The organism is Auraticoccus monumenti (assembly GCF_900101785.1).
Classification (GTDB): domain Bacteria; phylum Actinomycetota; class Actinomycetes; order Propionibacteriales; family Propionibacteriaceae; genus Auraticoccus; species Auraticoccus monumenti.
The window spans coordinates 4,269,437-4,291,198 of record NZ_LT629688.1 but is presented as its reverse complement, the minus strand read 5'-3'; the positions used below and the strand labels follow the sequence as shown (position 1 = coordinate 4,291,198).

The 21,762-nt window shown below is 74.3% G+C and carries 25 protein-coding genes and 1 tRNA gene; 20 read left to right on the top strand and 6 right to left on the bottom strand.

Going from position 1 to position 21,762, the window contains the following annotated elements:
* Positions 1–9: 9 nt before the first annotated feature.
* Positions 10–447 (bottom strand): VOC family protein, encoded by a 438-nt coding sequence (locus BLT52_RS19840; protein ID WP_090595915.1) that lies wholly within the window; start codon positions 445–447, stop codon positions 10–12.
* A 59-nt stretch (positions 448–506) separates the two neighbouring features.
* Here BLT52_RS19840 and BLT52_RS19835 point away from each other — a divergent pair, with 59 nt between their 5' ends.
* The 10 genes from BLT52_RS19835 to BLT52_RS19795 all read left to right on the top strand — a co-directional run bounded on the left by BLT52_RS19835 (position 507) and on the right by BLT52_RS19795 (position 7,644).
* Positions 507–1,508, top strand: a complete 1,002-nt coding sequence (locus BLT52_RS19835) for an N-acetylglucosamine kinase (protein WP_197679121.1) — start codon at positions 507–509, stop codon at positions 1,506–1,508.
* Positions 1,509–1,627: 119 nt separating this feature from the next.
* Positions 1,628–2,938 (top strand): MFS transporter, encoded by a 1,311-nt coding sequence (locus BLT52_RS19830; protein ID WP_157677258.1) that lies wholly within the window; start codon positions 1,628–1,630, stop codon positions 2,936–2,938.
* 9 nt (positions 2,939–2,947) lie between these two features.
* The gene (locus BLT52_RS19825) at positions 2,948–3,589 is read left to right on the top strand and encodes a hypothetical protein (protein ID WP_090595911.1); all 642 of its coding nucleotides are present in this window, start codon (positions 2,948–2,950) and stop codon (positions 3,587–3,589) included.
* Between the two features lie 237 nt (positions 3,590–3,826).
* On the top strand, positions 3,827–5,068 hold the full coding sequence (locus BLT52_RS19820) for a glutamate-5-semialdehyde dehydrogenase (RefSeq protein ID WP_090595909.1): 1,242 nt from the start codon (positions 3,827–3,829) through the stop codon (positions 5,066–5,068).
* The gene (locus BLT52_RS19815; RefSeq protein ID WP_197679120.1) at positions 5,061–5,645 is read left to right on the top strand and encodes a GNAT family N-acetyltransferase; all 585 of its coding nucleotides are present in this window, start codon (positions 5,061–5,063) and stop codon (positions 5,643–5,645) included. Before BLT52_RS19820 ends, BLT52_RS19815 begins: the two co-directional genes overlap by 8 nt.
* On the top strand, positions 5,642–5,785 hold the full coding sequence (locus BLT52_RS21130) for a hypothetical protein (protein ID WP_172804084.1): 144 nt from the start codon (positions 5,642–5,644) through the stop codon (positions 5,783–5,785). Before BLT52_RS19815 ends, BLT52_RS21130 begins: the two co-directional genes overlap by 4 nt.
* A gap of 11 nt (positions 5,786–5,796) precedes the next feature.
* Entirely contained in the window at positions 5,797–6,462 is a 666-nt protein-coding gene (gene nadD, locus BLT52_RS19810; protein WP_231946413.1) for a nicotinate-nucleotide adenylyltransferase, read from the top strand.
* Positions 6,463–6,497: 35 nt separating this feature from the next.
* The gene (gene rsfS, locus BLT52_RS19805) at positions 6,498–6,866 is read left to right on the top strand and encodes a ribosome silencing factor (protein WP_090595906.1); all 369 of its coding nucleotides are present in this window, start codon (positions 6,498–6,500) and stop codon (positions 6,864–6,866) included.
* The gene (locus tag BLT52_RS19800) at positions 6,863–7,501 is read left to right on the top strand and encodes a histidine phosphatase family protein (protein ID WP_157677256.1); all 639 of its coding nucleotides are present in this window, start codon (positions 6,863–6,865) and stop codon (positions 7,499–7,501) included. The genes rsfS and BLT52_RS19800 overlap by 4 nt, the downstream gene beginning before the upstream one ends.
* Positions 7,502–7,571: 70 nt before the next feature.
* A tRNA-Ala gene (locus BLT52_RS19795) sits at positions 7,572–7,644 on the top strand.
* A gap of 81 nt (positions 7,645–7,725) precedes the next feature.
* Here the strand turns inward: BLT52_RS19795 and BLT52_RS19790 are convergent.
* On the bottom strand, positions 7,726–8,274 hold the full coding sequence (locus tag BLT52_RS19790; RefSeq protein WP_197679119.1) for a MarR family winged helix-turn-helix transcriptional regulator: 549 nt from the start codon (positions 8,272–8,274) through the stop codon (positions 7,726–7,728).
* An 87-nt stretch (positions 8,275–8,361) separates the two neighbouring features.
* Between BLT52_RS19790 and BLT52_RS19785 the strand changes: the two genes are divergently transcribed.
* Genes BLT52_RS19785 through BLT52_RS19775 form a run of 3 tightly spaced genes read left to right on the top strand, consistent with a single transcriptional unit; the run spans position 8,362 to position 11,268 of the window.
* Positions 8,362–9,003 (top strand): FMN-dependent NADH-azoreductase, encoded by a 642-nt coding sequence (locus tag BLT52_RS19785; RefSeq protein WP_090595903.1) that lies wholly within the window; start codon positions 8,362–8,364, stop codon positions 9,001–9,003.
* Positions 8,993–10,375, top strand: a complete 1,383-nt coding sequence (locus BLT52_RS19780; protein ID WP_090595902.1) for an FAD-binding oxidoreductase — start codon at positions 8,993–8,995, stop codon at positions 10,373–10,375. Before BLT52_RS19785 ends, BLT52_RS19780 begins: the two co-directional genes overlap by 11 nt.
* Positions 10,372–11,268 (top strand): LLM class flavin-dependent oxidoreductase, encoded by an 897-nt coding sequence (locus tag BLT52_RS19775; protein ID WP_090595900.1) that lies wholly within the window; start codon positions 10,372–10,374, stop codon positions 11,266–11,268. The genes BLT52_RS19780 and BLT52_RS19775 overlap by 4 nt, the downstream gene beginning before the upstream one ends.
* 37 nt (positions 11,269–11,305) lie before the next feature.
* On the opposite strand, the gene BLT52_RS19770 is transcribed toward BLT52_RS19775, so the two are convergent.
* Positions 11,306–12,448 (bottom strand): sensor histidine kinase, encoded by a 1,143-nt coding sequence (locus tag BLT52_RS19770; RefSeq protein WP_090595899.1) that lies wholly within the window; start codon positions 12,446–12,448, stop codon positions 11,306–11,308.
* Positions 12,441–13,130 (bottom strand): response regulator transcription factor, encoded by a 690-nt coding sequence (locus BLT52_RS19765; protein ID WP_090595897.1) that lies wholly within the window; start codon positions 13,128–13,130, stop codon positions 12,441–12,443. The genes BLT52_RS19770 and BLT52_RS19765 overlap by 8 nt, the downstream gene beginning before the upstream one ends.
* A gap of 86 nt (positions 13,131–13,216) precedes the next feature.
* On the opposite strand from BLT52_RS19765, the gene BLT52_RS19760 reads away from it, so the two are divergent.
* The 3 genes from BLT52_RS19760 (at position 13,217) to BLT52_RS19750 (ending at position 15,877) form a co-directional block, all read left to right on the top strand.
* Entirely contained in the window at positions 13,217–13,921 is a 705-nt protein-coding gene (locus BLT52_RS19760) for a M15 family metallopeptidase (RefSeq protein ID WP_090595896.1), read from the top strand.
* A gap of 93 nt (positions 13,922–14,014) precedes the next feature.
* Positions 14,015–14,605, top strand: coding sequence for a class I SAM-dependent methyltransferase (locus tag BLT52_RS19755; RefSeq protein WP_157677254.1), 591 nt, complete (start codon positions 14,015–14,017; stop codon positions 14,603–14,605).
* A 114-nt stretch (positions 14,606–14,719) separates the two neighbouring features.
* The gene (locus tag BLT52_RS19750) at positions 14,720–15,877 is read left to right on the top strand and encodes a glycerate kinase (protein ID WP_090595893.1); all 1,158 of its coding nucleotides are present in this window, start codon (positions 14,720–14,722) and stop codon (positions 15,875–15,877) included.
* 30 nt (positions 15,878–15,907) lie between these two features.
* On the opposite strand, the gene BLT52_RS19745 is transcribed toward BLT52_RS19750, so the two are convergent.
* Positions 15,908–16,351, bottom strand: coding sequence for a DUF1772 domain-containing protein (locus tag BLT52_RS19745; RefSeq protein WP_090595891.1), 444 nt, complete (start codon positions 16,349–16,351; stop codon positions 15,908–15,910).
* Between the two features lie 88 nt (positions 16,352–16,439).
* Here BLT52_RS19745 and BLT52_RS19740 point away from each other — a divergent pair, with 88 nt between their 5' ends.
* Both BLT52_RS19740 and BLT52_RS19735 read left to right on the top strand, forming a co-directional pair.
* Positions 16,440–17,018 carry a TetR/AcrR family transcriptional regulator gene (locus tag BLT52_RS19740; protein ID WP_090597170.1) on the top strand — a complete coding sequence of 193 codons (579 nt, stop codon included), beginning with the start codon at positions 16,440–16,442 and terminating at the stop codon, positions 17,016–17,018.
* A gap of 73 nt (positions 17,019–17,091) precedes the next feature.
* Positions 17,092–18,630 (top strand): NCS2 family permease, encoded by a 1,539-nt coding sequence (locus BLT52_RS19735; protein ID WP_090597168.1) that lies wholly within the window; start codon positions 17,092–17,094, stop codon positions 18,628–18,630.
* A gap of 10 nt (positions 18,631–18,640) precedes the next feature.
* Here BLT52_RS19735 and BLT52_RS19730 read toward each other — a convergent pair whose 3' ends face one another.
* On the bottom strand, positions 18,641–19,168 hold the full coding sequence (locus tag BLT52_RS19730) for a DUF1707 SHOCT-like domain-containing protein (protein ID WP_090595890.1): 528 nt from the start codon (positions 19,166–19,168) through the stop codon (positions 18,641–18,643).
* 207 nt (positions 19,169–19,375) lie between these two features.
* Between BLT52_RS19730 and BLT52_RS19725 the strand changes: the two genes are divergently transcribed.
* Together BLT52_RS19725 and BLT52_RS19720 are read left to right on the top strand one after the other, a co-directional pair.
* Entirely contained in the window at positions 19,376–20,548 is a 1,173-nt protein-coding gene (locus BLT52_RS19725) for a L,D-transpeptidase family protein (RefSeq protein ID WP_090595888.1), read from the top strand.
* Positions 20,545–21,750, top strand: coding sequence for a glycosyltransferase family 4 protein (locus BLT52_RS19720; RefSeq protein ID WP_090595887.1), 1,206 nt, complete (start codon positions 20,545–20,547; stop codon positions 21,748–21,750). Before BLT52_RS19725 ends, BLT52_RS19720 begins: the two co-directional genes overlap by 4 nt.
* The last annotated feature ends 12 nt before the right edge of the window (positions 21,751–21,762 follow it).

Below are 21,762 nucleotides of genomic sequence, written 5' to 3'. Positions count from 1 at the left end.
GGGGAGGGCTCAGACCACGCAGAACTCGTTGCCCTCGGGGTCGGCCAGCACCAGGTGGTCGAGCCGGCCGCCCTGCTCGTGGCGGGCCAGCACGGTGGCGCCGGCCACCTCCAGCCGGGCCCGGGTGGCCTCGATCCGCTCGGCGCGGGTCGGGGCCGGGACCGCGCGCCCGCCGCTGACCTGCAGGTCCAGGTGGAGACGGTTCTTGTCCACCCTCGCCTCGGGCACGCGCAGGAAGGACAACCCGGGGGAGCGGCCCTCGGGGTCGACGAGGTAGGCGCCGTCGTCCCACTCCTCCTCGGGCACCTCCAGGGCGACCAGCCACTCCCGCCGGCTGGCGAACCCCTCCGGCGGGGGTGCCTCCCGGTAGCCCAGCGCCTCGGCCCAGAAGGCGGCCAGCCGCCCGGGCGAGGAGCAGTCCACGGTGAGGCCCCAGGTCGCGGTCATGGCTCCAGCCTGCCACCGGGCTCGACGGCCCCCCGGTCCCCGGGAGAGGGTGGGTCCTCGTGACGGGCGACGAGATGTACCTGGGCGTGGACGGCGGCGGCACCAAGACCGCCCTCTGCCTGGTCGACCGGGGCGGGCGGCTGCTGGCCGAGCACCGTGCCCCCAGCACCTACTACTTCGCCAGGGGCGTGCAGCTGGTCGGTGAGGTGCTGGGGCCCGCCGTGGCGGAGGTGTGCCGGCGGGCCGGGCGCGCCCCCGCCGACGTCACCGCCGCCTTCGTCGGTCTGCCGGGGTACGGGGAGGCGAGCGCCGACGTCGCCGCCCTCGACGCCGCCCCCGCGGCGGCCCTGGGGCACTCCCGCTACGTCTGCGGCAACGACATGGTCTGCGGCTGGGCGGGGTCGCTGGGCGGGCGCGACGGCGTGAACGTGGTCAGCGGCACCGGCTCGGTCGCCTACGGCGAGCGGGAGGGGGTCGGCGTGCGGGCCGGCGGCTGGAGCGAGGTGTTCTCCGACGAGGGCTCGGCCTACTGGGTCGCCGTGCGCGGGCTGCAGCTGTTCAGCCGGATGGTGGACGGTCTGATCGAACCGGGACCGCTGCTGGACGTGCTGCGCGAGCACCTGGGGCTGACCGCGGACCTGGACCTGGTCGACCTGGTGGTGAACCGGTGGGGCGGGGACCGGGCCCGCGTCGCCGGGCTGGCCCGCCAGGTGGGTCAGGCGGCCGAGGCCGGTGACCGTGCCGCTGCCGCGGTGCTGGAGCAGGCCGGCGTCGAGCTGGCCGCGCTGGTGGCGGTGGTCCGGCGACGGCTCGGGTTCGCCGAGGACGAGGCGGTGGCCGTCTCCTGGTCCGGAGGGACCTTCGGTGCCCCGCTGCTGCAGCGCTCCTTCTCCCGCCAGGTGCTCGCCGCGCACCCCACCACGACGCTGGTCACGCCGCTGCTGAGCCCCGTCCTGGGGGCCGCCGTGCACGCCGCCCGGCTCGCCGGGTCCCCGCTGGACGAGGCGGCGGTGACCCGCCTCTCCGTCGCCACCTCCGGGCCCGGGCCCGCCGGGGACTGAGCCCGGCCGCCGGCGGCTGGAGGAACACGGCCTCCCTCGGGTAGCGTCGTCCAGGTTGCTCGAACGATTCAGTGTTCGGGCCGGTGGTGCGGACGGAGCAGCAGGTGACGGGCGAGCCGATGGGTCTCGAAGGTGGTCTGGGGACCGGGGTGCAGGCCTACCTGCGGCTGCTGCGCCACGGCCCGGCGGCCCGCCCGTTCCTGGCGGCGTTCCTGGCCCGGCTGCCCATCGCCATGGCCCCGCTGGGGATCCTGCTGCTGATCGAGCGCGACCGCGGGGCCTACAGCCTGGCCGGTCTGGTGACCGGGGCGTTCGCCCTCGGGTCGGCGGTCGGGATGCCGCTGTGGGGGCGTCTGATGGACCGCTTCGGCCAGCCGCGGGTCCTGGTCCCCACCTCCCTGACCAGTGCGGCGACCCTGGTGGCGCTCGCCCTGGCCACCGTGCTGGGCGTCCCCTCCCCGGCCCTGCTCGGGCTCTCCCTGCTGGCCGGGCTGAGCTTCCCGCCGATGAGCCCCGCCATCCGGGCCGCCTGGCGGGTGATCTTCCCCGACCGGGCCTCGCGGCGGGTGGCCTTCGCCCTCGACGGCACCAGCGTCGAGCTGATCTTCGTCGGCGGACCGCTGCTGCTCTCCCTGCTGCTGGTGCTCACGCCGCCGGCGGTGCCGCTGATCATCACCGCCGCCCTGCTGGCCGGCGGGTCGCTGGCCTACTCCCGGACCTCCGCCGCCCGGTCGTCCGGGGGGCTCTCCCCGAGCACCACCACCGAGGACGGTCAGCCGCCGGTCCGACGGGTCCCCGTGGTGCTGATCGGTGGTGTGGCCACCGTGCTCACCGTGATGCTGATGCTGAGCATCGGGTTCGGCCAGCTGGACACCTCGATGGCCGCCACCGCCGGGCAGCTGCTGGGCAGCACCGACAACGTGGGCGTGTTCTTCGCCGCCATCGCCGGCGGCAGCACCGTCGGCGGCCTGGCCTACGGCGCCGGCACCTGGAAGTTCCAGGAGCGGCACGGCGTCGTGGTGCTGCTGGCCGCCTTCTCGCTGCTCCTGGGCGCGATGGCGCTGCTGATGCGTTCCCCCGACCCGGGTCTGCTGCTGGTCCTGCCGCTGCTCTTCGTCACCGGCATCACCATCGCCCCGACGCTGATCATGCAGCAGAGCCTGGTGGACCACCTGGCGCCCTCGGACCGGTTGAACGAGGCCCAGGCCTTCCTCTCCGCGGCCAACACCACCGGGGCCGCGGCCGGCACCGCCCTCGCCGGTGTGCTGATCGACTTCCACGGCCTGGACTGGTCCTACGCCGGGGCGTCGGCCGCGCTGGCGCTGGCCGTCGTCGTCGCCCTGCTCAGCCAGCGCCGCTGGCGCTCCGCCGCCCAGGCCAGCGCCCGGCACGACGCGGCCGAGGACGCGCTCGCCGCCCACGGATCCTAAGGTGGTGCGGTGAGTCCAGACCAGCCCCGTCACCGCCGGCCCGCGAGCCTGACCGCGGCGCAGGCCGACCAGATCCCCGGCGGCGTCTCCCCGGAGGTCCGCAGCGAGGTCGCCCACGACACGGCCCGCGCGCTGCTGGCCGGCACCCGTTCCCGCGCCCGCCAGGGCCAGGCGGCGGAGGTCGTCCGGCGGCTGGTCGACCTGGTCCGCACCGAGGGCCTGGAGGACCTGGCGGCGCTCTGGTCGTCCTCCCCGGCCCGGTCCATGCCCGGCACCCTGTGGCGGCTGTACCGGCTGCACACTTGGGTGCACGCCGATCCCTCGGGACTGGCCCGCACCTACGAGGCCGGCATCCACACCAGCGAGTACCTGGAGCTGGTGGCCGGCGTGCCCAGCCCGCCCGGCCCGGACGAGCTGCGCGACACCCTGGACCGGATCCTCTCCGGCGCCTTCACCGGCGACCTGGCGGTGGCCCTGGACCGCGAGGCCGCCGTCTGCCGGATCCTGGCCTTCGGCTCGGGCCACCAGGCCTCCGACGACGCCGACCCCCAGCTGGTCCACGACCTCACCCGCCGCGCCGCCGGCCTGCTCCGCACCGCCGACGAGCTCTCCCTCGCCGCGGCCCTGGAGCGCGACGGCCACCTCGACTGAGGACCCTCGGCACCGCCGGGCGGCGCCCGGCTTGATCCCCAGCGGGAGGCGACTAAAGTGTCCCCTGCGTCGGGCTGCGGTAACCCCGGGCTCCAACACCTGCCGCCTAGAGCGGCCTTCCGCCGAGAGGCGTTCCCGGTCCGGCGCACCTACTTCCTTCCCCCACCTCACCGCCGAGGCGGTCCGCCCGGCGGGCGCCCGGGCCCACGGGCACCGGTCGGTGCATACAGTTCCCCCATGTCGTTCCTGACCCAGGCCTCCGCCGCCAAGGAGGCCTCCCGCTCCCTCGCCACGGCCTCCCGGGCCACCAAGGACGCGGCCCTGCACGCCATGGCCGACGCCCTCGCCGGGGCCGAGACCGAGGTGCTCGCCGCCAACGCCCGGGACGTCCGGGCCGCCGAGGCCGCCGGCACCACCGCCGCGATGGTGGACCGGCTCCGGCTCAGCCCCGCCAGGGTGGCCGACATGGTGCAGGGGCTGCGCGACCTCGCCGGGCTGCCGGACCCGGTCGGGGACGTGGTCCGCGGCTGGACCAACCCCAACGGGGTCCGGGTGCGCCAGGTCCGGGTGCCCTTCGGCGTCGTCGGGATCATCTACGAGGCCCGCCCCAACGTGACCGCCGACGCAGCCGGGATCTGCCTCAAGTCCGGCAACGCCGCCCTGCTGCGCGGCTCGTCCTCGGCGACCTCCTCCAACACCGCCGTGGTCACCGCCCTGCGCACCGGGCTGGAGCGGGTCGGCCTCACCCCCGACGCCGTCCAGCTGGTGCTGGGTGGGCGCGAGGTGACCACGGAGATGATGGCCGCCCGCGGGCTGGTCGACGTGCTCATCCCGCGTGGGGGAGCGGGTCTGATCGAGGCGGTGGTGACCGGCTCCCAGGTGCCGGTGATCGAGACCGGCACCGGGAACTGCCACCTCGTGGTGGACGCCGCCGCCGACCACCAGACCGCCCTGGACGTCGTCGTCGACGCCAAGGTGCGACGCCCCTCGGTCTGCAACTCCCTGGAGACGCTGCTGGTCCACCGCGACGTCGCCGAGGAGTTCCTGCCGAAGGCGCTGGCCCTGCTGGCCGAGCACGGGGTCACCGTGCACGGGGACCCGTCCGTGGCCGCGCTCGACCCGGCCGTGGTCCCCGCCACCGAGGACGACTTCACCGGGGAGGCGCTCTCCCTGGACCTCTCGGTCGCGGTGGTGGACGACCTCGACGCCGCGCTGGCCCACATCCGCCGGTACAGCAGCGGGCACTCCGAGACCATCGTCACCGACTCCACCCGGGCCGCCGAGCGGTTCACCACCGAGGTCGACGCCGCCGCCGTGCTCGTCAACACCTCCAGCCGGTTCGTCGACGGCGGCGAGTTCGGCTTCGGGGCCGAGATCGGCATCTCCACCCAGAAGCTGCACGCCCGTGGACCGATGGGGCTGGCGGAGATGACCTCCACCAAGTACGTGGTGGTGGGGGAGGGCCAGGTCCGTGGCTGACGCCGTCCCCGGGCTGGCCACCGAGCGGTTGCGGCTGGGCGGCTGGGGGCCGGCGGAGCGCGAGGCCCTGGTGGCGCTCAACGCCGACCCCGAGGTGATGAGGTACTTCCCCTCCACCCAGGACCGGACCCGCACCGAGGGGCTGCTGGACCGGGTCGAGCGCTCCTTCGCCGAGCGCGGCTGGGGGCTGTGGGCCGTCACCCCGAACGAGACAGGAGCCTGCACCGGCTTCGTCGGCCTGCTGGCCATGCCCGAGGGAGTCCCCGGTGCGGGTGGGGTGGAGGTCGGCTGGCGGCTGGCCCGCTCCGGCTGGGGCCGCGGCTACGCCACCGAGGCGGCCACGGCCGTCCTCGACCACGCCTTCGGCCCCCTCGGGCTGAGCGAGGTCTGGTCCATGACCACCGTCACCAACACCCCGTCCCAGGCGGTGATGGGACGGCTGGGGATGCGGCGGCACGCCTCCTTCGAGCACCCCGCCCTGGAGCCGGACCACCCGCTGCGACCCCACGTGGTCTTCCGCACCACCGCCGACGCGTGGCGGGGTCGCGTCCGACCAGACGGTAAGGTGCCCGCATGACTGCAGGAATGATCCTCCTCGAGGTCGCGCACCGCGAGCTGTTCATGCCCGCCTGGGCCTTCGGCGTGATCGCGTTCGCCCTCCTGGTCATCGGCGCGCTGGTCGTGCACGGCATCTCCACCCGTCGTCCGCACAGCTGAGGCCGGGCCGGGTGACTGAGACGGGCCTCGCCCGCAGGCCGGGGACGCCGCGAGGTCACCGCTACCGGCTGGGCGTGATGGGCGGCACCTTCGACCCGATCCACCACGGGCACCTGGTCGCCGCCAGCGAGGTGGCCAGCCGCTTCGGGCTGGACGAGGTGGTCTTCGTCCCCACCGGCGTCCCGTGGCAGAAGAAGCACCGCGACGTGTCCACCGCCGAGGACCGCTACCTGATGACCACCATCGCCACGGCCTCGAACCCGCGGTTCACCGTCAGCCGGGTCGACATCGAGCGCGGCGGCGACACCTACACCGTCGACACGCTCAAGGACCTCCGCGCCGAGCGGGGTGACGACGTCGACCTGTTCTTCATCACCGGCGCCGACGCGCTGGCCCAGATCCTCACCTGGCGCGGTGCGGACGAGCTGTTCGAGCTGGCCCACTTCGTCGGCGTCACCCGGCCCGGGGTGGAGCTGCACTCCCCGGCGGTGGGTCACCTGCCGCCGGACAAGATCACCCTGATGGAGGTGCCGGCGCTGGCCATCTCCTCCACCGCGTGCCGGGCGCGCACCCAGGAGGGTGAGCCCATCTGGTACCTGGTGCCGGACGGCATCGTCCAGTACATCGCCAAGCGCGGGCTCTACGCCCATCCGGGCGACCCGTCCGACGCCTCCTGACCCTCTCCCCAACCGACTCCTCCGAAGGGATCCCCATGGCGGCAACCGACCGCGCCATCGAGCTCACCACCGCCGCCGCCTCCGCGGCGGCCGACAAGCTCGGCACCGACATCGTCGCCTACGACGTCTCCGAGCAGCTGGCCATCACCGACACCTTCCTGATCGTCACCGCCGCCAACGAGCGCCAGGTGGGCGCCGTCGTGGACGGCGTGGAGGAGAGGCTGCGCGAGCTCGGGGCCAAGCCGGCCCGCCGCGAGGGCAACCGCGAGCAGCGCTGGGTGCTGCTGGACTACCTCGACCTGGTGGTGCACGTGCAGCACAGCGAGGAGCGCAGCCTCTACGCCCTGGAGCGGCTGTGGGGCGACTGCCCCCGGCTGGAGCTGGGTGTCGAGGAGAAGCGGTGACCGCTGGCCGGCTCCTGCTGCTGCGCCACGGCCAGACCAGCTGGAACGCCACCGGGCGCTTCCAGGGGCAGGCCGACATCGAGCTGGACGACCTCGGCCTGGCCCAGGCCGAGCAGTCGGCGCTGCGGCTGCAGCACGAGGGCATCACCCGGCTGTGGAGCTCCGACCTCATCCGCACCCGTCAGACCGTGGCCGCGGTCGAGGCCGTCACCGGTCTCACCGCCACCCTGGACAAGCGGTTCCGCGAGATCTCGGTCGGCTCCTGGGAGGGTCTGACGCTAGCCGAGGTGGTCGCCGAGGACCCGGGCTACCTGCAGCGCGAGAACGCCGGGGAGGACGTCCGCCGCTCCGCCACGGGGGAGTCCCTGGGCGAGGTGGCCGAGCGGGTCCGAGAGGCGCTGGTCGACGTCACCGAGGAGGCCGAGGCCGACGACGTGGTGCTGGTCTCCACCCACGGGCTGGCCTCCCGGGTCGGGATGGCGGCCTTCCTGGGGCTGGACCTGGTGGGGGCGCGCCAGTTCAGCGGCATCCGCAACTGCCACTGGATCTCCCTGGCCCGGGTGCACGAGCGGTGGCGGATCGAGGCCTACAACACCGGCGCCGGCGAGGGGAACCTGTCCGGGCTGGTCGGCTGAGGCCCTCGATTTGTGCGGGCCCGGACGCCCGCGCTAAAGTCTCGGGGTCCCCACCGGGGGCATCCCGCACGGGGCTATGGCGCAGTTGGTAGCGCGCTTCCATGGCATGGAAGAGGTCAGGGGTTCGAATCCCCTTAGCTCCACCCCGCACACGAGGCCCGGACCAGAGATGGTCCGGGCCTCGTGACGTCCCGGGCCCGGACGCGAGACCGGGCCGGTCCGGATCAGCAGCTCCCGAGGGGCCCGTAGCGCTCCGGGTCCGCCTCCGCGGCCGCCGCGGTGATGGTCCGCGCGATCTCCCCGAGCGCCGCCAGCTGCTCCGGCGTCAGCACGTCGACCACCAGCCGCCGCGCCTCGCGGACGTGGCCCGGGGCGATCTCCTCCAGCTTGGCCGTCCCCGCCTCGGTCAGCCACGCCTCGGTGCGCCGCCCGCCACCGTCGACGCAGGTGCGTCGCCCGACCCAGCCGGAGCGCTCCAGGCGGGTGACCGCGTGGGAGAGGCGGGACAACGAGCCCTGCGTCAGCGCGGCGATGGTGCTCAGCCCCAGCGTGCGGTCCGGGGCCTCGGACAGGGCGGCGAGCACCTGGTACTCGTACCGGTTCAGGCCCGCGTCCCGCTTGAGCTGGGCGTCGAAGGCCGAGGGGAGCGTGGCCAGCATCGCGAGCAGGGAGCGCCACTCTCGCTGCTGGTCCGGGGTCAGCCAGTCCATCTCGTCGGTGGCCCCGCAGTCGGTGCCGGTGGCCTGGCAGTCGGTGCTGACGGGTGCGCTCATACCGACGAGAGTACGTGCTTGAACATTCAAGTCCCGTGGTCTAGAGTCCTACTTGAACATTCAAGTAGGACTCTTCGAGGAGAAACCGTGTACCTGCTCCGTGTCGACGCCAGCATCCAGGGCGACCGCTCTGCCAGCAGCGCCCTCGCCGACGGCGTCGTCGACCGCTTCACCGCCACCCACCCCGGCTTCCCCGTCGTCCGGCGCCACCTCGGCCAGGACCCGCTCCCCGCCGACGCCTGGGCCGCCGCCATCTCGGCCAGCTTCACCCCCGAGGACGAGCGCAGCGAGCACCAGCGCGAGGCCACGGCCACCGCCGAGCAGCTCGCCACCGAGCTCCAGCAGGCCAGCAGCGCGGTGCTGGCCCTGCCGTTGTACAACTTCGGTGTGTCCCAGCACGTGAAGGCCTGGATCGACCTGGCCATGGCCGGTGCCCCGCTCGGTGCCCGGCTGCTGGAGGGGACGCCGACCGTGGTGGTCACCACCCGTGGCGGCGCCTACGGTCCCGGCACCCCGCGGGAGGGCTGGGACCACAACACCGACTACCTCCGCCGCGTGCTGGCCGACTGCTGGGGCGCCGACCTCACCGTGGTGGAGCGGGAGTTCACCCTCGTCGGGGTCAACCCCGCGCTCGACCAGTTCACCGACCTGGCTGCGGACATGCACCGTGACGCCGAGGCGCACGCGACGCGTGCGGGGGAGACCCTGGCGGCCCGCCATGCCGCCTGAACCGACGTCGCCGCGGCCCGACCGCGTGCGGGCCCGGCGGCGTCCTGGCATCGACTACGACGGCGTCCCGACGTCGCTGGCCGCGACGGCCGTCGAGCCGGGGGACCCGGGCTACCGGGACGCGCGCTCGACCTACCTGCGCGGCGGGCACCCCGGTCTGGTGCTGCGTCCTCAGACGACGGGCGAGGTGGTCGACGCGCTGGCCTTCGCCCGCCGCCACCGCCACCTGCCGCTCGGGGTCCGCAGCGGTGGGCACGGCATCAGCGGCCGCTCCACCAACGACGGCGGGCTGGTGATCGACGTCGGCGCCCTGGACCGGATCGAGGTGCTGGACCCGACCCGGCGGCTGGTCCGCATCGGCCCCGGGGCCCGGTGGCGCGACGTGGCCGCGGCGCTGCAGCCCCACGGGTGGGTGCTGGGCTCCGGTGACCACGGCGGCGTCGGCGTCGGGGGTCTGGCCACCGCGGGTGGCATCGGCTACCTGGGTCGTCTGCACGGGCTGACCATCGACCACCTGCGGGCGGTCGAGGTGGTGCTCGCCGACGGCTCCCTGGTGCGGGCCGACGAGACCGAGCACCCCGAGCTGTTCTGGGCCGTCCGCGGGGCCGGTGCGAACTTCGGTGTCGTCACCGCCTTCGAGTTCGTGGTGGACGAGCTCACCGACGTGGGCTGGGCCCAGCTCGCCTTCCGGGTCGACGACCCGGCGCGGTTCCTGGTCGACTTCGGCCGGGTCGTCGAGGCGGCCCCGCGGCAGACCACGCCCAACCTGATCCTGAACGGATCGGGCGTGGCGCAGGTGCTGGCCGTGGTCGCCTCCGACGACCCCGAGGTGGTGCTGTCGCAGCTGCAACCCCTCGCCTCGATCGCCCCGCTGATCCAGCAGCAGGTCGTCATCACGCCCTACGCCGAGCTGATGACGATGTTCCCCGCCGCCCCGCACCGGGGCCTCGGTGAACCCGTCTCCCGCTCCGGGCTGGTCACCCGGCTCACCCCCGAGGTGGCCGACGCCGGCGCCCGGCTGCTGGCCGACGGCGGCGTGCACTTCTTCATGCTCCGCAGCATGGGCGGTGCCATCGCCGACGTCGACCCGGGGGCGACGGCCTTCGCCCACCGCGACGCCGCCTTCTCCATCAGCGCGATGGGGAGGAGCGCCGCCGAGGTGGACCGTTCCTGGGACGTCCTGCGTCCGCACCTGACCGGGAGCTACCTGAGCTTCGACAGCTCCACCGACCCCGACCGGGTCCACCAGGCGTTCCCGCCGGCCACCCTGGCCCGGCTGCGCGCCCTCAAGGCCGAGCTGGACCCGACCAACCTCTTCCGAGACAACGTCAACGTGGTCCCCGCACCCGAACCGGCGAGGAGTCCGGCATGACCGACTACGGGCACGACCTGCTCTTCGGCACGTTCGTCACCCCGACCAACGACCCCGTCCAGCACGCGGTCGAGCAGGCCGTGGTGGCCGACCGTGCCGGCCTGGACCTGGTCACCTTCCAGGACCACCCCTACGTGTCGACCTTCTCCGACACCTGGACCCTGATCACCTGGGCCGCGGCCCGGACCGAGCGGATCCACCTCACCGCCAACGTCACGAACCTGCCGCTGCGCCCGCCCGCGGTGCTGGCCCGCAGCGTCGCCACCGCCGACCTGCTCTCCGGCGGGCGCATCGAGCTGGGGCTCGGGGCGGGTGGGTTCTGGGACGGCATCGAGGCGATGGGGGGCACCCGGCTCACCCCCGGGCAGTCGATCACCGCCCTGGAGGAGGCGGTGGCGATCATCCGCGGTCTCTGGGACACCGGGCAGCGGGGCGGGCTCACCGTCCCGGGCACCCACCACTCCGTCCGTGGCGCGCGCCGCGGGCCGGCCCCCGCCCACCACCCGGGCATCTGGGTCGGGGCCTACAAGCCGCGCATCCTCCGGGCCACGGGTCGGGTGGCCGACGGCTGGCTGCCCTCCGCGGCCTACCTCGGCGGCGGGCTGGGGGACCTCACGGAGATGAACGAGCACGTCGACACCGGTGCGGCCGAGGCCGGCCGCGACCCGCGCGAGATCCGGCGCCTGCTCAACGTCTCCGGTGAGTTCGGCTCCACCAGCCGGGGCTTCCTGCAGGGCCCGCCGGACCAGTGGGTGGAGGAGCTGACCGACATCGCGCTCAGCCACGGCACCAGCGCCTTCGTGCTGGCCTCCGACGACACGGCCACCACGGAGAGGTTCGCCGCCGAGGTGGTCCCCGCGGTCCGCGAGGAGGTCGCCCGGGAGCGTCGTTGACCCGCCGCCCGGGCGCCGGGCGCCGGCCTCCGGGTGCTCAGCTCCTGGCTGGCGCCGCAGCGGGTGCCGGGGCGGGCAGCCGGACCGTGACCCGCAGCCCTCCTGCCGGTCGGGGCGCGAGGTCGAGGGTGCCCCCATGGGCGCTGGTGATGCGCTCCACGATGGCCAGCCCCAGCCCGACCCCGGCGTGGTCGCTGCGGACCCGGGCCGAGCCCCGCTGGAAGGGCTCGGTGAACGTGGCGACGTGCTCGGGCCCGAGCACCGGGCCGGTGTTCTCCACGGTGAGCTCGGCGTTCCCGGCTGAGGCCGTGGTGGTGACCCGGACGACGCCACCCGCGCCGACGTTGTGCACGATCGCGTTGTGCACGAGGTTGGTGGTCAGCTGCAGCAGGAGCGCGGCGGACCCCGTCGTGGGTGCCGGGTCGCCGGAGGTCTCGAGGAGGACGCCCCGCGCCTCCGCCAGCGGCAGCAGCGTCTCGGCGGCCTCCTCCGCGGCCAGCGACAGGTCGACGAGCTCGTCGGGAGCTGGTCGCTGGTCGGCGCGGCTGAGCAGGAGCAGGGCCTCGGTGAGCTCGATCGCCCGGGAGTTCACCAGCCGCAGCCGGCGGAGGAGCGCGTCGGTGTCCCGGTCGCGGTCCCGGCTCGCCACGTCGAGCAGGGTCTGGGTGATGGCCAGCGGGGTGCGGAGCTCGTGCGAGGCGTTGGCCGCGAACCTCTGCTGCTCAGCGACGTGGGCCTCGAGCCGGGCCAGCATGCCGTCGAAGGCGTCGGCCAGCTCGCGGAACTCGTCGTTGCGGCCGGGCAGCCGGATCCGGTGCGAGAGCGCGCCGCTGCCGGCGGTGCGGGTGGCCTCGGCGATCCGGTCCAGCGGGGCCAGCACCCGGCCGGCGAGGAGCCAGCCCCCCACCAGCCCCACGACCAGCAGCAGTCCCAGCATCAGGGTGGCCTTGGGTGCGAAGGCCTCCCACAGGTCGGCGCGCCCGGGGATGAACACCCCAGGGCCGCCGGGTCGGGTCGGGTCGCCGTCGACGTCGCCGGGAAGCACCACCGCCCGCTCGGGCACGTAGCGCAGCAGGAAGAACCACACCACCGCGATCAGCCCGACCCCGGTGACCAGGAGGAAGCCGGCGTAGCTGAGGGTGAGCCGGAGCCGGACGCTCGGTCCGGGTTCCCTAGGCACGCTCGTCCGCCCCGGCGCCGGCGTCGGCCGCGATGCGATAGCCGACCCCGGGCACCGTGGTGATCAGCCACGGCGGCCCGAGACGCTTGCGCAGCGCCGAGACCGTGATCCGGACGGCGTTGGTGAAGGGGTCGGCGTTCTCGTCCCAGGCCCGCTCCAGCAGCTCCTCGGCGCTGACCACCCCGCCCTCGGCGGTGACCAGCACCTCGAGCACCGCGAACTGCTTGCGGGTCAGGGCGACGTAGCGGCCGTCGCGGTGGACCTCGCGGCGGAACGGGTCGAGACGCAGGCCGGCGAGCTCGCGCACCGGCGGCCGGTGGTGGGCCCGCCGACGGTCCAGCGCCCGCAGCCGCAGCACCAGCTCGCGGAGCTCGAAGGGCTTGGTGAGGTAGTCGTCGGCGCCCAGCCCGAAACCCGAGGCCAGGTCGTCCAGCCGGTCGGCGGCGGTGAGCATCAGGATCGGCATCCCCGTCCTGGAGGCGACGATGCGGGCCGCGACCTCGTCCCCGGAGGGCCCGGGGATGTCGCGGTCGAGGACGGCGATGTCGTAGCTGTTGGCCGCCAGCAGCTCCAGCGCCGTCCGGCCGTCACCGGCGACGTCCGCGGCGATCGCCTCCAGACGCAGACCGTCGCGGACGGCCGCCGCCATCAGGGGCTCGTCCTCCACGACCAGTACGCGCATCCTCCGATGCTAGAGAGGAGGACGTCTCGTGGGTGTATCGAGAAGTGGATACGCCCTGGCAACACGCCCCCGCCTGGACTGGTGACGTGTCCTCCTCTCCGACTGCCCACGCTCCCACCCGCCGTCCCCGAATCGCCAGCCTCGCCGTGCTGGTCCTCGCCGTGACGCTGACCGCCGTCCTCGGTGCCCGGACGCTGGAGGGCTCCTCCCCGGCGGCGGGCCCGTCCTCGGAGGTGGTCCCCACCGTGACGGGGTCCTCGGTGGACCCCGACCACGAGCCGGACGGCGGCCCCGACGCGGGGCCGCCGCGCAGCGAGGGGGCCTCCGGGGAGGGCGTCGGCGCCGGCGACGGCCGGCTGGCCAGCGCGGTGACCGTCGACGACGAGCGGTTCCCGGCCCTGACCCGGCTCGACCCGGCCCTGCTCGACGCCCTGCGCGAGGCCGCGACCGACGCCTCGGGGTCGGGGACCACGTTCCTGGTCACCAGCGGCTGGCGCTCCCGGGCCTACCAGCAGCAGCTGCTGGACCAGGCGGTGGCCACCTACGGCTCGGAGCAGGAGGCGGCGCGGTGGGTGGCCACCCCCGAGACCTCCCCGCACGTGTCCGGCGAGGCCGTGGACCTGGGGCCCGACGCGGCGACCGCGTGGCTGTCCGAGCACGGCTCCCGCTACGGGCTGTGCCAGGTGTACGCCAACGAGCCGTGGCACTACGAGCTGCGCCCCGACGCCGTCGAGCACGGGTGTCCCACCTCCTACCCGGACCCGACCCACGACCCGCGGATGCAGGGCTGAGCGAGCGCCCTGCTGCGGTCAGGTGGGGGACCGTTGACGCTCCCGTCCGGCCGAGCCGATCATGGTCCAGCCAGCCACCCAGCGAGGAGCGACGTGACCCCCACGCCCACGGTCGGGCGGGCCGCCTTCGTCGCGGCCCGCGCCCGAGCCGTCCGCGGGCTGCGGGGACGGGTGCTGGAGATCGGTGCGGGGCGCGGGGCCAACTTCGCCGACCTCGGCCCCGGGGTCGAGTGGCTCGGTCTGGAGTCCGCCGCAGGACCCCGGCGTCGGCTGGCCGTGAACGCCCGACGGCACGGGCACCTGGCACCCCCGATCGCGGCGTCCGCGGAGTCCGTCCCGTTGCCGGCGTCGAGCGTCGACGGCGTGCTGGGGACCACCGTGCTGTGCAGCGTCCGCGACCCGGCCGCCGTCCTGGACGAGGTCGCCCGGGTCCTCGTCCCCGGTGGCCGGCTGGTGCTGGCCGAGCACGTCGCCGCACCGCCTGGCAGTGGTGTCCGGGCCCTCCAGCAGGCGGTCCGCCCGTGGACCCGCCTGCTGGACCACGGCTGCGACCCCACCCGCGACACCGCGGCGGCCGTCGCGCGGAGTCCCCTGCGGCTGGAGACCGTCACCTGGTTCCTGGTGCCCGTGCTCGGACGGCTCGGCGTCCCCTTCGTCGTGATCGAGGCCAGCGCGCCGCGGTAGGCGCCGGCCTCCGACGTCCCGCGCCGCGGGACGGGGTGCCCCCGGAGCCGGGTGAGCAGCAGAATGCCAGCGCGGCAGCAGGGTCGCGAAGACGTCGACGAGGCTGGGGAGCAGATGCGGGTACTGGTGGCACCGGACAAGTTCAAGGGCTCCCTCACCGCCCGCGAGGCAGGCGAGGCGATGGCCGCCGGGGTGCGGGCGGCGCTGCCCGACGCCGAGGTCACCGTGCTGCCGATCGCCGACGGGGGAGAGGGCACCCTCGAGGTCGCCCTGGCCGCCGGCGCCCAGCTGGAGCGCACCGTCGTCCGCGGACCCCTCGCGGAGCGGGTGGTGGCCGAGTGGGCGCTCTTCGACGACGGCCGGGCCGTGCTGGAGACCGCCCGCGCCAGCGGGCTGGCCCTGCTCAGCCCCACCCCGACCACGGCCGCGACGGCCCACAGCTTCGGCTCCGGGGAGCTGGTGCGGGCCGCGATGGACGCGGGTGCCACCGAGGTCGTGGTGGGCATCGGCGGGTCGGCGATGACCGACGGCGGGTCGGGCGCGCTGCGGGCGCTGGGCGCCCGGGTCCTGGACGCCGACGGCCGGGAGGTCCCGCTCGGCGGGTCGGGCCTGCTGGAGGCCGCCTCCCTCGACCTGAGCGGTCTCGAGCCCCGCCTGGGCCACATCCGGATCTCCTTCGCCTGCGACGTGGACAGCCCGCTCACCGGACCCGAGGGTGCCGCGGTGGTCTTCGGCCCGCAGAAGGGTGCGGACCCCGCCCTGGTCGCCCAGCTCGACGCCGCGCTGGTGCGCTGGGCCGCGCTGCTGGCCACGACCACCGGCGTCGACGTCGTGGTGCCCGGCTCGGGAGCGGCCGGCGGGCTGCCGGCAGCCTTCCTGGCCTGTGCCGACGTGCGGCTCCGCAACGGCTTCGACCTCGTCGCCGACCTGCTGGGCCTGCCCGACGCGGTGGCCGGGGCCGACCTGGTGCTGACCGGGGAGGGGTCCCTGGACGCCCAGTCGCTACGGGGCAAGGGCCCCATCGGCGTGGCCGACCTGGCTCACGGGCAGGGGATCGACGTCCTCGCGGTGGCCGGGGTGGTCACGGCCGACCCGCTGGCGCTGGCCGGGCACGGGGTCGTCGGCTCGGCCGCCTGCGCCGACCTGGCCCCCGACGTCCGCTCGTCCCTGGCCGAGGCCGCCCGCTGGACCCGCGAGGCCGCCGAGCTGGTGGTCCGCCGCTGGGTCGCCGACCGGTCGTCCCCGGCGGTGGGGAACTCAGGCACCCGCTGACCCGCCGGCCGCCCCCGGTGTGCCGCGGACTCAGGCGAGGGCGACCACCAGCAAGGTGAAGGCGGCGACGATCACGGCGACGCGGAGGTGGTGGAAGCGGTCCCAGCGGTTCAGCTGCTGCTTCCAGTCGACGGGCCGGTTCGCCGGGGTCCACGTCCTGGTCCGGTTGTTGATCGGGACGAGCAGCAGGACCGACATGACCACGCTGAGGAGCAGCAGCGCGCCGGCGGTGACAACCAGGCCGGCGCCCTGCTGCCACCCGGCGACGGCCCAGACCACGACGAGGACGAGGGAGGTGATGTACCAGACCGGCATCACCGCGCCGAGCATCCGGCCCCCGTGCGCCCGACCGCTGAGGCCGGAGTCATCGGGGAGGGCGTCGAGGATCCGGTTGATGACGACGGCGACGGAGAGCTCCACGCCCACCATCACGCCGACGACCACGGTGGTGAGCACCTCGAGTGCGACGAGCATGGCGTCCTCCTGAATCTAGCATTGACAGTTTATGGAGCAACACTAGGCACGAGCATGCTCGGATGTCTAGCGCTGCTAGGGTGTGCGCATGTCCGTCCAGCGACGCCGCGAGCGCGAACGCGCCGACCGTGAGCGGCTCATCCTCTCCACGGCCCGCGAGCTGGCGGAGCAGCAGGGCTGGGACGCGGTCACCACCCGCCGGCTCGCGGAGCGGATCGAGTACAGCCAGCCCGTCCTGTACAGCCACTTCCGCGGCAAGCGCGAGATCATCGGCGCCGTCGCCCTCCAGGGTGCGACCGAGCTGGCCGCAGCGCTGCGCTCCGCGGCGTCCGTCGCGGACGGCCCGCGCGCCCGGGTCACCGCGCTGGGTCGTGCCTACCTCGACTTCGCCGCCGCCAACCCCGCGGTCTACGACGCCATGTTCCAGCTCGACGGCGGCCTGGCGTTCGCGAGCGCCGACACCCCCGAGCCCCTGCAGGACGCCTTCGCGGCCCTGCTGGAGAGCCTCGGGGAGGTGGCCGGGGAGGGCGTCCACCCCGGGCTGTTCACCGAGGTGTTCTGGGCGGCCCTGCACGGGCTGGCGACCCTGACCAGGGCAGGACGGCTGCCTCCCGAGGACGCCGAGCGGCGGACGGAGTTGCTGGTCGACCGGCTCGCCGTGCTCTGACGCGGGTCCGCCGCGTGTGACGGGTGTGTGACGAGGGCGGACCACCCCCTCGCGCACCCCTACGATGACCGCCATGGTCACCACCTCGCCCCGGGCCGCCCGCCCGACCCAGCCCGGCCCGCAGCGCGGAGCCCTCGACCGCTACTTCGAGATCACCGCCCGTGGATCGACCATCGGTCGTGAGGTCCGCGGTGGTCTGGTCACCTTCTTCACGATGGCCTACATCCTGGCCCTCAACCCGCTGATCATCGGCACCAAGCCCGACGGTCAGGGCAACCTCCTGGGCGGCATGCCCTACCTGGGGGCCGACGGGCAGGTGGACGGCGCCGCCGTCGACGCCTCCATCGCCATGGTCGCCGCGGCCACCGCGCTGGTCGCCGGGGTGATGACGATCCTGATGGGCGTGGTCGGCCGCTTCCCGATCGGTCTGGCCACCGGACTCGGGCTCAACGCCTTCCTGGCGGTGCTGATCGCCCCGCAGATGACCTGGCCGCAGGCCATGGGGCTGGTGGTGATCGAGGGCGTCATCATCGCCGTGCTGGTGCTGACCGGCTTCCGCACCGCGGTGTTCAAGGCCGTCCCCCGCTCGCTGCGCACCGGCATCTCGGTGGGCATCGGCCTCTTCATCACCCTGGTCGGTCTGGTCGACGGCGGGATCGTGCGCCCCGGCGAGGGCACCCCGGTCCAGCTCGGCATCGGGGGCTCGCTGGCTGGCTGGCCGGTCTTCGTCTTCGTCCTCGGCCTGCTGCTGGTCGCCGTGCTGCACGTGCGCCGGGTCAAGGGCGCCATCCTGATCTCGATCCTGGCCGCCACCGTCGTCGCCCTGGTGATCGAGGCCGTCGCGAAGGTGGGGCCGAAGATCGGGGACGAGAACCCGACCGGCTGGCTGCTCAACGTGCCGAGCCTGGACGGCGTGCTGTCCCTGCCCGACCTGTCGCTGATCGGGCAGGTCGACGTCTTCGGGGCCTTCGGCAGCGCCTTCGACGGCGGTTTCCGCGCCAACCTGTTCTTCGGCCTGGCGCTGCTGGTCTTCGCGCTGCTGCTGGCCGACTTCTTCGACACCATGGGCACCGTGGTGGCCGTCGGTGCCGAGGGGAACCTGCTGGACGAGCGGGGCAACCCGCCGCACCTGACCCCGATCCTGCTGGTGGACTCCGCCGCCGCGGCCGCCGGTGGTCTGGGTTCGGTGTCCTCCAACACCTCCTACATCGAGTCCGCCGCCGGCGTCGGTGACGGCGCCCGCACCGGTCTGGCCTCCGTGGTGACGGGGGCGGCGTTCCTGCTCGCGATGTTCTTCGCGCCGCTGATCAGCGTCGTGCCGTCGGAGGCGGCCACCCCGGCCCTGGTGTTCGTCGGGTTCCTGATGATCGCCCAGGTGGCCAAGATCGACTGGAGCGACGCCGAGGAGGGGCTGCCGGCCTTCCTGACCATGGTCCTGATGCCCTTCACGTACTCGATCACCGTGGGCATCGGCGCCGGCGTGCTGGCCTACCTCGTGCTCAAGCTGGCCCGCGGGAAGGGGCGGCAGGTGCACTGGCTGATGTACCTGATCGGGGCGGCCTTCGTCATCTACTTCGTGCAGGGGCTGCTGGGCCAGGCGCTGGGCGGCTGACCGGCGGCGCTCACTGCCGCCACCAGTGCCACAGGTGGCCGATCGCCACGCCGCCGGCGGCGGCCACCGTGCCCCCGACCAGCGCCCCGACGGCCCACCCGGGGCTGATGAGCAGCGACGCCGTGATCATCAGGAAGCAGGTCATCAGGCTCCCCACCAGCACCAGGACCGCGACCACGGCGGAGGCCGACGAGCGCTGCGCGGGCACCGGCAGGGGAGCGGCGTGCGGGCGGGGGGCGTCGGCGGGCAGGTCGCGGGTGAGACGCGCCAGGTCGCCGGCGGTGCGGGCCGACATCGCCCGGTTCAGCCGCTCCTCCAGCTCCTCGCCGTCCAGCCGGCCCAGGCTGAAGTGCTGGCTCAGCTCGTCGCAGACCCGGCTGCGCTCGGCGTCGCCGACGCGGAGCCCGGGCGGCGGGCCGGGGCGGCGCACGGTGACGGGAACCCAGCTCCGCTGCCGCGCCCAGGCGGGGACGGGCGGAGCGGGCGGGACCGGGAGGTGGCTGGAGGGGTGCGGCGACGGGGGCAGCGAGATCGTCATGGGTGTCAGTCTGGGCAGCCGAGCCCGCCAGCCCAAGGGCTGAGGCACCGGGGTACCAGCCGGGGGAGGCAACTCGCGACCACGGTCGCAGCGGGTGACCTCCATCACGAATGGGGCACAGTCACGCAACCCGACGGGTTCGTGAGTCGTAGTGAGGGCAAGACGCGGTTAGTGTGTGATCGCCGACACGGCGGCAGAGGAGAGATTGTGCGAGTAACACGTTCGACGACGGCAGCGACGCTGGCCCTGGTGGCCGCCCTGGCGGCGGGTGCGCTCGCCGGGTGCGCCCCGAGCACCAGCACCGCCCGCCCCGGCGAGGTGGCTCCCAGCTCCGCCCCGAGCGTGCCGGCCAGCTCGACGCCCTCGCCGAGCCCCAGCGGTGCGGAGGAGTCCCCGTCGGCCAGCCCGAGCGCGACCCCGAGCCCCACCCCGACGCCGACCCCCTCCCCGACCCCGACCCCGACGCCCACCCCCACGCCGACGGCCAAGCCGGTCCTGTCCCCGGGTGACACCGGTGACCAGGTGCGCGAGCTGCAGGCCCGGCTGGCCCAGCTGGAGTGGTTCGAGGGCAAGATCACCGACAGCTACGGCGACCAGACGAAGGTCGCCGTCGGCGGGTTCCAGGCCAAGCGGGACCTCGACGACACCGGCGTGGTGGACGAGAAGACCTGGTCCACGCTCACCTCGATGACGCGCCAGCCCACCGACGACGAGATGCACAACCGCCTCACCCCCGGCCCGGCCCTGTTCGAGGAGGGCTCGGAGGGCGAGGACGTCAAGGAGCTGCAGGCGCGGCTGAAGCAGATCGGCTGGTTCTCCGGCAAGGTGACCGGCTACTACGGCGCCGAGACCGCCACCGGCGTCAAGGGCTTCCAGGAGAAGCGCGCGGTCCCCACCACCGGTGAGGTCGACCAGCGCACCCTCGACCGGCTGAACGCGATGACCCGCGAGCCCACCGAGGCCGAGCTGACCAACGAGCCGCCGAAGAAGGAGAAGACCTCGGCGGGCAACCTGGACTCGCGCTGCATGACCGGCCGGGCCCTCTGCATCTCCAAGGCCACCAACCAGATGGCCTGGGTCGTCGACGGCGAGGTGCAGTCCTCGTTCGCGGTCCGCTTCGGCTCCGAGCTCACCCCCACCCGCGAGGGCGCGTTCAGCGTGGGCTGGAAGTCACGTGACCACGTCTCCACCATCTACGACACCCCGATGCCCTACGCCATGTTCTTCAGCGGGGGGCAGGCGGTCCACTACTCCGCCGACTTCGCCGCCCGCGGCTACAACGGCGCCTCGCACGGCTGCGTCAACGTCCGCGACAAGGCCGGCATCGCCTCGCTGTTCGACCAGGTCGGTGTGGGCGACAAGGTGATCGTCTACCGATGAGCCACCGTCGGGTGACCCTGGTCTCCGACTACTCCTTCGACACCCTCGGCGGCGCCGAGACCGCCCTCTTCGAGCAGGCCCGGGCGCTCGCGTCGCGGGCGGAGGTGACCGTGGTCGCCCCGCTCAGCGCGCGGATGCCGGAGCTGGCCCGGGGCAGCGCGGCCACGGTGGTCGGTGTGCCGGCCCGGGTCAGGCTGCCGGGGCTCGGTCTGCCGCTCGTGCCCAACACCGGGGCCGTGCGGGATCGGCTGCGCCGGCTGCTGCGGGAGCGGGGGAGCGACGTCGTCCACCTGCACTCGGAGTTCGGGCTGGCGGCCGCGGCCACCGCCGTGGCCCACGAGCTCGGGCTGCCGGTGGTGCAGACCGTGCACACCTTCTTCTGGCAGACCACCTGGCCGGTGCAGCGGCTGCTCGCTGTGGGGGCCCCCCGCTTCCACCGGGCCCTCACCGGGCTGGCGTCGACCACCGTCCGGCTCGACGCGCGCCCCGGCAACTCCGCGCTGCGCAACATGACGCTGACCCAGGCCGGCACCGTCGAGCGGGTGCTGTCCCCGTCGGCGCACCAGGCCGAGACCCTGCGGCGTGCCGGGCTGCCGCACGTCGACGTGGTCCCCAACGCCCTCGGTACCCCCGTCTCCGGGGCCCGCGTGCTGGAGCGGGTCGACGGCCCGCTGACCGTGCTGTGGATCGGTCGGCTGGTGCCGGAGAAGCGGCCGCTGTCCTTCCTGCGGGCCGGGCTGGAGGCCGTCGGTCGACTCGGCCCGGGCCGGCTGCGGCTGCTGGTGGTCGGTGACGGCGAGCAGCTGGCCGAGGCCCGCAGCCTGGTCGCCGGGTGCCCCGACGTCGAGCTGCTGGGCCGTCAGCCGCACGCCCGGGTGCTGGAGCTGCTCGCGCAGGCGCACCTCTGCGCGCTGACCTCGGTCGGCTGGGACAACCAGCCGATGACCGTCGTGGAGGCCGTCAGCAGCCTGCGCGGCGTCCTCTACTGCGACCCCGCCCTCACCGAGGGACTGACCTCGGCGGGCATCCTGTCCCCCGCGCCGGAGGACCGGCTGGCCGACACCCTGGTGCGTCTGGTGCACCACCCGGAGGAGGTCGTGGCCGCCTCGGCCGGGGCCGAGCAGGACCGGCTGGAGTTCGCCCCGTCGACGTTCGCCGACCGGGCGATGGCCAGCTACGACCTGGCCCGCCACCGGCTCTAGGGCCCTCGTACG

Bases quoted from the DNA above. Each gene is read 5' to 3' on its own strand.
- BLT52_RS19840 (WP_090595915.1), bottom strand. From the start codon at position 447: ATGACCGCGACCTGGGGCCTCACCGTGGACTGCTCCTCGCCCGGGCGG.
- BLT52_RS19830 (WP_157677258.1), top strand. From the start codon at position 1,628: ATGGGTCTCGAAGGTGGTCTGGGGACCGGGGTGCAGGCCTACCTGCGG.
- BLT52_RS19820 (WP_090595909.1), top strand. From the start codon at position 3,827: ATGTCGTTCCTGACCCAGGCCTCCGCCGCCAAGGAGGCCTCCCGCTCC.
- BLT52_RS21130 (WP_172804084.1), top strand. From the start codon at position 5,642: ATGACTGCAGGAATGATCCTCCTCGAGGTCGCGCACCGCGAGCTGTTC.
- rsfS (WP_090595906.1), top strand. From the start codon at position 6,498: ATGGCGGCAACCGACCGCGCCATCGAGCTCACCACCGCCGCCGCCTCC.
- BLT52_RS19790 (WP_197679119.1), bottom strand. From the start codon at position 8,274: ATGAGCGCACCCGTCAGCACCGACTGCCAGGCCACCGGCACCGACTGC.
- BLT52_RS19780 (WP_090595902.1), top strand. From the start codon at position 8,993: ATGCCGCCTGAACCGACGTCGCCGCGGCCCGACCGCGTGCGGGCCCGG.
- BLT52_RS19775 (WP_090595900.1), top strand. From the start codon at position 10,372: ATGACCGACTACGGGCACGACCTGCTCTTCGGCACGTTCGTCACCCCG.
- BLT52_RS19765 (WP_090595897.1), bottom strand. From the start codon at position 13,130: ATGCGCGTACTGGTCGTGGAGGACGAGCCCCTGATGGCGGCGGCCGTC.
- BLT52_RS19750 (WP_090595893.1), top strand. From the start codon at position 14,720: ATGCGGGTACTGGTGGCACCGGACAAGTTCAAGGGCTCCCTCACCGCC.
- BLT52_RS19745 (WP_090595891.1), bottom strand. From the start codon at position 16,351: ATGCTCGTCGCACTCGAGGTGCTCACCACCGTGGTCGTCGGCGTGATG.
- BLT52_RS19740 (WP_090597170.1), top strand. From the start codon at position 16,440: ATGTCCGTCCAGCGACGCCGCGAGCGCGAACGCGCCGACCGTGAGCGG.
- BLT52_RS19735 (WP_090597168.1), top strand. From the start codon at position 17,092: ATGGTCACCACCTCGCCCCGGGCCGCCCGCCCGACCCAGCCCGGCCCG.
- BLT52_RS19730 (WP_090595890.1), bottom strand. From the start codon at position 19,168: ATGACGATCTCGCTGCCCCCGTCGCCGCACCCCTCCAGCCACCTCCCG.
- BLT52_RS19720 (WP_090595887.1), top strand. From the start codon at position 20,545: ATGAGCCACCGTCGGGTGACCCTGGTCTCCGACTACTCCTTCGACACC.